11 protein-coding genes are annotated in these 9,432 nt (G+C 64.1%); 6 read left to right on the forward strand and 5 right to left on the reverse strand.

Features of this window, described 5'->3' with window-relative positions:
• Genes CHB97_RS22535 through CHB97_RS22545 form a run of 3 tightly spaced genes read left to right on the forward strand, consistent with a single transcriptional unit; the run spans position 1 to position 2,459 of the window.
• Positions 1-1,515 carry a portal protein gene (locus CHB97_RS22535; protein ID WP_089290265.1) on the forward strand — a complete coding sequence of 505 codons (1,515 nt, stop codon included), beginning with the start codon at positions 1-3 and terminating at the stop codon, positions 1,513-1,515.
• Positions 1,508-1,768 carry a hypothetical protein gene (locus CHB97_RS22540; protein ID WP_089290266.1) on the forward strand — a complete coding sequence of 87 codons (261 nt, stop codon included), beginning with the start codon at positions 1,508-1,510 and terminating at the stop codon, positions 1,766-1,768. The genes CHB97_RS22535 and CHB97_RS22540 overlap by 8 nt, the downstream gene beginning before the upstream one ends.
• Positions 1,769-1,784: 16 nt before the next feature.
• On the forward strand, positions 1,785-2,459 hold the full coding sequence (locus CHB97_RS22545; protein ID WP_089290267.1) for a hypothetical protein: 675 nt from the start codon (positions 1,785-1,787) through the stop codon (positions 2,457-2,459).
• Between the two features lie 124 nt (positions 2,460-2,583).
• Here CHB97_RS22545 and CHB97_RS22550 read toward each other — a convergent pair whose 3' ends face one another.
• Positions 2,584-3,942 (reverse strand): hypothetical protein, encoded by a 1,359-nt coding sequence (locus tag CHB97_RS22550; RefSeq protein ID WP_089290268.1) that lies wholly within the window; start codon positions 3,940-3,942, stop codon positions 2,584-2,586.
• A 137-nt stretch (positions 3,943-4,079) separates the two neighbouring features.
• Between CHB97_RS22550 and CHB97_RS22555 the strand changes: the two genes are divergently transcribed.
• Both CHB97_RS22555 and CHB97_RS22560 read left to right on the forward strand, forming a co-directional pair.
• On the forward strand, positions 4,080-4,841 hold the full coding sequence (locus CHB97_RS22555) for an NAD-dependent deacylase (protein ID WP_089290269.1): 762 nt from the start codon (positions 4,080-4,082) through the stop codon (positions 4,839-4,841).
• Positions 4,828-5,298, forward strand: a complete 471-nt coding sequence (locus tag CHB97_RS22560; RefSeq protein ID WP_244559678.1) for a GNAT family N-acetyltransferase — start codon at positions 4,828-4,830, stop codon at positions 5,296-5,298. The genes CHB97_RS22555 and CHB97_RS22560 overlap by 14 nt, the downstream gene beginning before the upstream one ends.
• 12 nt (positions 5,299-5,310) lie before the next feature.
• Here CHB97_RS22560 and CHB97_RS22565 read toward each other — a convergent pair whose 3' ends face one another.
• From CHB97_RS22565 to CHB97_RS22580, 4 genes are all read right to left on the reverse strand, one after another.
• On the reverse strand, positions 5,311-5,985 hold the full coding sequence (locus CHB97_RS22565) for an MBL fold metallo-hydrolase (protein ID WP_371333132.1): 675 nt from the start codon (positions 5,983-5,985) through the stop codon (positions 5,311-5,313).
• 126 nt (positions 5,986-6,111) lie between these two features.
• Positions 6,112-6,696 (reverse strand): hypothetical protein, encoded by a 585-nt coding sequence (locus CHB97_RS26190; RefSeq protein WP_143271133.1) that lies wholly within the window; start codon positions 6,694-6,696, stop codon positions 6,112-6,114.
• A 141-nt stretch (positions 6,697-6,837) separates the two neighbouring features.
• Complete coding sequence (locus CHB97_RS22575) at positions 6,838-7,413, reverse strand: calcium-binding protein (protein ID WP_200820079.1); 576 nt, start codon at positions 7,411-7,413, stop codon at positions 6,838-6,840.
• Positions 7,414-7,688: 275 nt separating this feature from the next.
• On the reverse strand, positions 7,689-8,273 hold the full coding sequence (locus tag CHB97_RS22580; RefSeq protein WP_089290313.1) for a gamma-glutamylcyclotransferase: 585 nt from the start codon (positions 8,271-8,273) through the stop codon (positions 7,689-7,691).
• Positions 8,274-8,396: 123 nt separating this feature from the next.
• Here CHB97_RS22580 and CHB97_RS22585 point away from each other — a divergent pair, with 123 nt between their 5' ends.
• Positions 8,397-9,425: a DUF2125 domain-containing protein gene (locus tag CHB97_RS22585; RefSeq protein WP_089290274.1), complete on the forward strand. Its 1,029-nt coding sequence runs from the start codon at positions 8,397-8,399 to the stop codon at positions 9,423-9,425.
• Positions 9,426-9,432 lie beyond the last annotated feature (7 nt).

Genomic DNA, 9,432 nt, shown 5'->3' on the forward strand with positions numbered 1-9,432 from the left:
ATGCAATCAGATGAGAAGGAAGCGGGTCCGGCCCTGGTGGCGCGGACCCTGCTGGACCGCCATGCCCGCGCGCTGGAGCGCCGCGCGGCCTGGGAAAGCCTGTGGCGGGATTGCTATGACCATGCCCTGCCGCACAGCGCCGCCTTCAGCCAGGGGGCCAGCCCCGGTCAGCGGCGGGGTGAACGGCTGTTTGATGGCACCGCCGCCGATGCGGTGGACCAGTTGGCCGCCGCCCTGCTGGGGCAATTGACGCCGCCCTGGTCCCGCTGGGCCGGTCTGGAACCCGGCCCGGCGCTGGAAGCCGACCTGCGCGACCCGATCGCCCCGCTGCTGGACCAGATGGCGGCCAGCCTGCAGGGCCAGATCGACCGGTCTAACTTCGCGGTGGAGGCGCATCAGGCCTTTCTGGATGTGGTGACCGGCGGCACCGGCTGTCTGCTGGTGGAAGAAGCCCCGCCGGGCGCCCCCGCCGCCCTGCGCTTCACCGCCGTGCCGCTGAGCGATCTGGCGCTGGAAGAGGGGGAGGAGGGGCGGCTGGACCGGCTGTTCCGCCAGGTACCGCTGACGCTGGACGGGCTGATCAGCCGCTTCGGCCCCGATGCCATGCCCGCCGGGCTGCGGCAAGCCGGCCTGGAAAACCCGCAGCGCCGCTTCGCTTGCGTGGAACTGGTGGAGCCGGATGCGGCCGGCGGCTGGCGCTGGCGGGTGGTGCTGGAAGGCGATGACGGGCCGCGGCTGCTGTCCGACGGCCATTTCAGCGAGATGCCCTTCATCGCCTTCCGCTGGCTGAAGGCCCCCGGTGAAACCTATGGCCGCAGCCCGGTGATGAAGGCCCTGCCCGACATCAAGACCGCCAACAAGGTGGTGGAGCTGGTGCTGAAAAATGCCAGCATCGCCGTCACCGGCATCTGGCAGGCGGATGATGACGGGGTGTTGAATCCGGCGGCCGTGCGGCTGGTGCCCGGTGCCATCATTCCCAAGGCGGTGGGGTCGGCCGGGTTGACGCCGCTGGCCAGTCCTGGCCGCTTCGATATCAGCCAGTTGGTGCTGGATGATCTGCGTGCCCGCATCCGCCATGCCCTGCTGGCCGACCGGCTGGCCCCGCTGAATTCCCCGCGCATGACGGCGACGGAGGTGCTGGAACGCAGTGCGGAGATGACCCGCCTGCTGGGGGCCACCTTCGGCCGGCTGCAATCGGAACTGCTGGTGCCGCTGGTGCGGCGCTGTCTGGCCATTCTGCGGCGGCGCGGGCTGGTGCCCGATATCGCCGTGGATGGGCGCAATGTGGCCATCCGCATCCTGTCCCCGCTGGCCCGCGCCCAGGCCCAGCGGGATGCAGAGGTCACCCTGCGCTGGCTGGAAAGCATCAGCGCCCTGGGGACCGAGGCGCTGGCCACCGCCGATCTGGCCGCCTGCGCCCGCTTTCTGGCCGATGCCGCCGGCGTGCCGCCGGGCCTGCTGCGCACAAACGCACCGCCCGCACCGGCGCCAAACCCGGAGATAAATTATGCCTGAGAGTGATTGGCCCTGGGGTGGGGAGCCCTCTGCCCCCACCCCCGTCGCCACCCTGGAAAAAGCCTGCGCCCGGCTGTTCGCCAGCCCGGATGGCCAGGTACTGCTGACCCATCTGCGCCGCCTGACCCAGGCCGTGGCCCTGGGGCCGGAGGCCAGCGAAGCCCGCCTGCGCCATCTGGAAGGCCAGCGCGCCCTGGTGCTGTCGCTGGAAGCGCTGGCCCAGCGCGGTGCCCGCAATCCCCTTTCCCCCTGAACCGGAGTTCTGCCCCATGGAAAACATCACCGAGACCCCCGCCATCCCGCCGCGCCCGGAACAGGTGCCGGCCAAATTCTGGGATGAGGCCACGGGCGCCATCCGCGTGGATGCCTTGCTGAAATCCTATCTGGCGCTGGAAAAGCGGCTGTCCGCCGGGGCCGGCCCCGCGCCCGACCTGCCGGACACGCCGGAGGATTATTGCATCGATTGCGCCCATGGCCTGTTCCAGCCCGATCCCGCCATCAATCAGCGCCTGCATGGCGCCGGTTTCAGCAAGCAGCAGGCCCAGTTGCTTTATGATCTGGCGGCGGAACGGATGTTGCCACTGCTGGGCGACATGGCCGGGGAATTCCAGGCCGAACGGGAGATGCAGCAATTGCTGGGCCATTTCGGCGGGGCCGAGCAATGGCAGGAACAGGCGGGCCAGATCCGCGCCTGGGCGGAACGCAACCTGCCGCCGGCCCTGGTGCAGGCCCTGGCCGCCACGGCGGACGGGGTGAAGGCCCTGCACCGGATGATGCGCGATGGCGGGGCCGAACCGAAACTGCTGCGTGATGGCAGCGGCAGTGCCGGCCTGGACAGCACCACCTTGAACCGCATGGTCGCCGATCCGCGTTACTGGCGCGAACGCGACCCCGCCTTCATCGCCCAGGTGACGGAAGGGTTCCGCCGGCTCTATGCGGGGTGATCCCCGGCCTCCACGGGTCATGTCCCATGACCCGTGGAGGCCGGCGACCGCCGGCCCGCGGGTGCCGTGCCCGCCCAAGCCAAGGCGGCGGATGCCGCCGCCCGGCGCCTGAGGGAGATTAGTATTACAGCGCCGAGGGCCGCAGCGTCGGTTCCGGCCGGGTGAGGCCGTGGGCGCGCATCAGGGCGTAAAGCCGCTCCGTCGCCCAGGGGCGGATCAGCGGCTGCACCCAGGCCAGGCCGGGGTTGAAATCCCGTGCCTCGGCCAGCAGGGCGGTGGCCTGTTTCTCCTCCCCCTGATCCAGCGCCAGCAGGGCGGCGGCGGTCAGGGCCACCGGCTCCCGCCCCAGGGCCAACCCTTCTTCCAGCGCCCGTTTGGCGGCCGCGGCCTCCCCGCGGGCGGCCAGCAGCAGGGCGCGGTTGGCATGGGTCAGGCCCAGATGCGGGCGGGCGGCCACGGCCAGATCATGGGCCGTGGCCGCCCCCGCCAGATCGCCCGCCGCCTGCCGCGCCAGCCCCAGATGGCTGGCGCATTGGGCGATCAACAGCGTGTCCTGCGTCTCCCGCGCAATATCCAGCGCCTGTTCCAGCCGCTCCACCGCCAGGGCCAGGGGCCGCCCCATCAGGGAAAGCTGCCCGCAGGTGAAGCGAATCCAGCCATCATGCGGATGGGCCAGCGCCGCCGGCTCAATCACCGCCAGCCCATCCGCCACCCGGTCGGTGAACATCAGGGCACGGGCATGACCGAACAGGGCAGCACCATTGGCCGGGTCCAGCGTAGCGGCCCAGCGATGGCAGATCAGCCCTTCGGCAAAACCCTGGCGCAGCATCAGCCGCTGCGCCAATTGGGTGTAAAGCTGCGACAGGCCGGCATCATCGGGCGGCGGCGGATCATCCACATCCGCCATTTCCATGGAGGCCAGCAGCAGATCGGCCGTCAGGTTGCGCTCCCCCAGCGCCAGGGCGGCCTGGGCCAGCCGCACCACCGCCCCCGCCTCCCCGGCGCGCAGTTCGGGAATGCCGACAGGAACGGGGCCGATTTCCGCCAGCAGGGCGGCGGCCGCTGGTGCCTGATCGGCCAGACAATGCCAGCGGGCGCGGGCCAGCCGCACCGCCCGCTGGGGCGCCAGATCGGGCAGCATGGTCAGCAGCCGGTCGATCACCGGCTGATCTTCGGCCCGCGACAGCCGGGCCAGCAGCCGGGCCAGCCCACGCGTGGCCGTCAGCCCATCGACATCGCCGCCGGGATCGCCGCCCAGCAGGGCCGGCAGGATGAACAGGGCAAAGCGCGCCTCCGCACTGGTCGGTTCCAGCCCGGCGGCACTTTCATACATGCGCAGGGCGGCCGGGAATTCCCCCCGCCCGGTCAGCGCCGCCCCCATTTCCACCTGATAATTATAGAAGGTGGAACGGCGGATATTCTGCCGCCAACGTTCAATGGCGGCTTCGTCCAGGGGGGCGGTCTGGTTCTGGGGCTGGGTCATCGGCCTGTCGGGCGGGTGGCAAGGTCAAGGATACGGATCGTACCATGCCGGCAGGGCAACGTCGCCCGCTTGTGACGCCACGGCAAAGCGCATAGCCTGTGCAGCCAGAGAGAAACAGGCAGCAAGACCGAAACCCGATGCTTCCCGATCCCGTCACCGCCCTTCTGCGCCGCCTGCGGGCCGACGCCGCCATCACCATCCTGACCGGGGCCGGCATCAGTCGGGAATCCGGGCTGCACACGTTCCGCGATGCCGATGGTGTCTGGGCACAGGTGCGGCTGGAGGATGTGGCGACGCCGCAGGCCTTCGCCCGCGATCCGGAGACGGTGCAGGGTTTCTACAATGCCCGCCGGCGCAGCGTGCTGGACCCGGCGGTGCAGCCCAATGCCGCCCATCATGCGCTGGCGCGGCTGGAACAGTTCTGGCCGGGGCCGCTGCTGCTGGTGACGCAGAATGTCGATGATCTGCACGACCGTGCCGGGTCGCGCCACCTGATCCATATGCATGGCGAATTGCTGAAAATCCGCTGCGAGAGCTGTGGCCTGCTGATGGACTGGACCCGCGACCTGCATACGGGGGAGGCCTGCCCGCAATGTGCCGGGGTGGGCACGTTGCGCCCGCATATTGTCTGGTTCGGGGAAATGCCGCTGGCCATGGATGCCATCGGGGAGGCGCTGGACGCCACCGACCTGTTCATCTCCATCGGCACCTCGGGCAATGTCTATCCGGCGGCGGGCTTCGTCTCCCAGGCGCGGGCGGCCGGGGCCGCCACGCTGGAGGTAAACCTGGAAGCAACGGAGGGGGCGGGCCTGTTCCATGCCGGGCTCTATGGCCCGGCCACCGTTACCGTGCCTGCCCTGGTCGATATGCTGCTGGAGTGCGCCGGTGTCCGCTGTTGAAACCATCCCCAGCATCACCCTGGCCGACCCGCGCAGCGCCGAGGCGCTGGCGCTGATCACCGCACTGGATGCCTATCTGGACACGCTCTATCCACCGGAAGAAAATTACCTGCTGGACCCGGACCGGCTGGCCCAGCCCGATATCCGCTTCCTGCTGGCGCGGCTGGATGGGCAGGTGGTGGGCTGTGGTGCCATCCGCCTGGACCCGGATGGCTATGGCGAGATCAAGCGCATGTTCGTGCAGCCGGCATGGCGGGGCCGGCGCATCGCCGAAGCCCTGCTGGCGGGGCTGGCCGATATTGCCCGGCAGCAGGGCTTGACCCGTCTGAAGCTGGAAACTGGGCCGGCCCAGCAGGCGGCGGTGAGGCTTTATGAACGGGCCGGGTTCCGGCCCTGTGGTCCCTTTGCCGATTATCCGGACAATGGCGCCAGCCTGTTCATGCAACGCCTGCTGTGAACGCCACCCGGCTCACCCGTCGGCCCGCACTGCCTTGTCACCGACATAGGGGTTGCTCTGCCGTTCGCGGCCAAAGGTGGACAGGCCGCCATGGCCGGGCAGGAAGGTGACATCATCGCCCAACGGGAACAGTTTTTCCCGGATGGAGCGGACCAGATCGGGCATCGACCCGCCGGGGAAATCGGTGCGCCCGACGGAGCCTTCGAAAATCACGTCGCCGACAATGGCAAAGCGTGACGGTTCGTGGAAAAACACCACATGGCCCGGCGTATGGCCGGGGCAATGCAGCACCGACAGGGTCTGTTCCCCCACCGTCACCGTGTCACCATCCACCAGCCAGCGGTCGGGCGTGAAGGAACGGGCATAGGCCATGCCATAGCCGGCCCCATGTTCCTTCAATGCCATCAGCCAGTAATTATCCTCAATCGCCGGGCCTTCCACCGGCACGGCCAGCACATCCTTCAGGTCGGCCACGGCGGCGGCATGATCGACATGGCCATGGGTGACCAGGATGCGTTCCACCACCAGCCCGTTCTTGGCGATGGCCGCCTTGATCTGGTCCACCCCGCCGCCGGGATCAATCACGGCGGCGCGGTTGGTCGCCGTACACCAGATGATGGAGCAATTCTGCTGGAAGGGCGTGACCGGGATGATCACGGCTTTCAGGGGCGGGGTCTGGCTCATCATCCTGATCCTCGGGGGCGCGGGTGCGGTGCGGCAATGGCGGACTTTCCGATTACCACGGGGCACGGCCCTTTACAAAACCGCTTTGCCGCCGCCGGCTGTTCCAGCCGCCCCCTTCGCCAATCCCCGTTACTCTTTGGCGTCAAACCTGTCCATCATTTGGGATCGTTCCATGACCTCAATGCCAGTAAGACCCGACAGCCGATTGCCAAGGCCGGAGGAAGACAGTGAGGACGATTCACGCTTGCCGTTCTTCAGAAAATCTTTAAGCGCTTCCTCTGTCCCTATCACTTGATCTTTTAAAAGTGGGCCATTTTTGTTTTTGCTCAGATCATAAACGCTGAAATTTATATCCTTATAATCATTTTTCAAAATAGAAATTCTATCGTGGTCACTCATATTGTCTGTAAATTTCGTTACCGCACCAGAATAAGCGCCACCGATAACAAAGCCACCATCTTCCATTGAATAATATACCGGCAGACCATCTTGAAACACGATATTATTTATTTTTTTATTTCCAGCCACTTGTTCTATTTTTTCTTTTATTGAATCAACATTAGATATTATAGCATTTGCGTTTTTTGAGATTGAATTCATTTCAACATCATCAGCAAATGACCTTAAACCCTTATTGCTCAGAACCTCCCCGCGACCGGATTTCAATTTTCCTCCCTCATACCAGGAGAATGAAACGGTATTGACCTCCGACATTCTTACCTCCCTCGGCTTTAGGCCGATTAACAGGCCTACACTTAATTTTATAACTACAACCTTGTCACAAAACAACCTGGAAACAAGACATATAAACCATGGGGGTATCACATTAGAGACCCCCATGGTTAAATCTTATGGCTATCCGAAATAGTATCCAACGAAATCAGAGCCGACAACATACTCTATTATCGCATTTGTGTTATTAAACTGTCCCTGTATAATCACACCTTGATCTAAAACCCCATCCGCTAAATCTTGATTCGTGGTCACGACAAGATCATAACCACTTTGAACAAGAACCAAATCTGCGCCCTTTACATTCTGAATAATCAAACGATCTACACCACCACCATTCCCAAGATCACTGGATGGCCCCATATCATCATTAATTATGTCAGTCCCATTCCCAGGAGATATTGTATGATAATATATATCATTCCCCTGGCCACCTCTCAAATAATCTGCTCCGCTACCACCATCTAGCGTATCATTTCCTGCACCACCAACAAGCAAATCGGCGCCACCTTCGCCATATATGAAGTCATTTCCTGCGCCAGCAAGAATAATATCATCACCATTTCCACCAAATGCAAAATCGTTACCACCATTTAAGTGTATTATATCCGGGTAAATCGAACCTGTTACAAAATCATCACCATCCTGAAATACAGCAGAATGACCGGTTTCACCAGGATTGAGAATCTGGTTAGACATATCCCAAGTTTTTGACCATTGGTTTGATATGTACTGAGACATTTTTAGACCTTTCTAGTGATTGAATGTGCGATATGGTACACAAAAAATGTCTTACATTCAACCGATAGATTCCAAAAAATCGCCCATTTACGCGAATTTCAGGAAAAATAAATATACTTTAATTTAACATGTTGATATATATAGATTTTCTCCAAAATCGATCTCTACCCCCCCCCACACCGTCCGCGCGCTGCCCCGCCCCTCTCCAGGCAATCCTGCAGGTATAAGGGGGCTCAGCGCGTTGTCTGGTTCACCAGGGCCAGCAACTGTTCCAGCCCCCGGTCATGGATGCCGATCTCTGCCAGATGGTCGATCAGGCTGGTCAGGTAATCGATATTGCGGCCGGACTGGCCGGTGCCCTGGCGGATCAACGCCGCCGTGCCGGCCATATCCAGCCCGCCGCAATATTGGTCATGCGCCGGATCGGCGGTGAAGGCCAGGGCCTGGATCGGCCCGCCTGCCGTCGCCAGCCGCACCAGACGCGGGATATAGACGCGATAGGCCATTTCCCGCTGCCAGAGATAATCCAGCACATCCGGCACATCGGCCGCCGCCACCCGCAGGGCATGGCCCCGGCAGGCGCCGCCATGGGCCAGCCCCAGCACGGCCCCCGGCCGTTCCGGCGTGCCCCGATGCATATGGCTGTAGATGCAGAAGCGCCGGTGCCAGCCGCGCAGCAAGGCCGACACGCTTTGCGCCACGGGAAAGCCCGGATTCCACATTAAGGATCCATAGGCGAAGACCCAGAGATCCTGACCGGGCGGATGATCAAAATCGACAATGACCTTGGGAGCGGAGGGGGCTTCAGGATTGTTCATGATGATCAGGTTTTTTTGCGACCGCGAAAGCGTAGCGCAGCCGGGCCGGCGGGGGAACCGGCTTGACGGCGCACCCGTTTCCATGGCGCGCTGTCCCCCCATGCCACCAGGGTGATTTTTCCCATGCGCTTGCGCCCGATCTATCTCGCCATCGCCCTGCTGTTGCTGCTGTTGCTGGCCTATACCGGCTGGTGGGTTTCCGCCGCCCAGCAACTGCGCCGCACCGTGGCGGAAATGACCGCGACGGAGGAGGCTTTGGGCAACCATATCAGCCCGCGCGAGCCATCGGTCGGCGGTTTCCCGCTGCGCCTCGCCCTGCGGCTGGACCAGATGGAATGGCGCCGGCCCGATGGCATGGCGCTGACAGCGGGCGGGGTGGAGGCCTGGGCCCGGCCCTGGAACCCGCTGACCATCCGCCTGGATATTGACGGCAATGCAAGGCTGAGCCTGCCGCCCGGCCCCAGCCATCCCCCCGCCATTCTGGAGGCAAAGGCCGGCGAAGGCACCCTGCTGCTGGACAAGGAAGGCCAGCCCGCACAGGCCCATCTGACCCTAACGGAACCGGTGGCCGAAATCCCCGGCATCACCGGCAGCCTGAAGGCCGGCCTGCTGGACCTGACCTGGACCAAGCCGGCTGTTCCCCCCGTCGGCCCCGGTGCCGCCACCGGCACCTTGAACCTGCTGGCCCGGTCCATCACCCTGCCGGGCCGGGTTTTGCCACCGCTGGAAAAGCAGATCGCCGAACTGGCGCTGCAGGCGGAACTGCGCGGCATCCTGCCCCCCAACCCCGATATCGCCGCCCTGCGCGGCTGGAGCGAGGCGGGCGGCACGGTGGAACTGACCTCTGCCCGCCTGCTCTGGGGCAAGCTGGACCTGCGCGGCAACGCCACCCTGGCGCTGGATGCCAACCTGCAGCCCATCGGCGCCGGCAGTGCCGAACTGTCCGGCTCCGACGTGCTGGTGGATATGCTGGTGCAGATGCAAAGCCTGAAGCCCGAACAGGGCCAGGCGGTGAAAACCGCGCTCGGCTTTCTGTCCCAGCAGACCCCGGACGGGCGCCGCGCCGTGCGCGTGCCGATGACCATCCAGGACCGCCGCTTCTCCATCGGTCCCATCAAGGTGGGCATGGTGCCGCAGGTGAAGTGGGATTAATACCGTT

It is taken from the genome of Azospirillum sp. RU38E, assembly GCF_900188385.1.
GTDB lineage: Bacteria > Pseudomonadota > Alphaproteobacteria > Azospirillales > Azospirillaceae > Niveispirillum.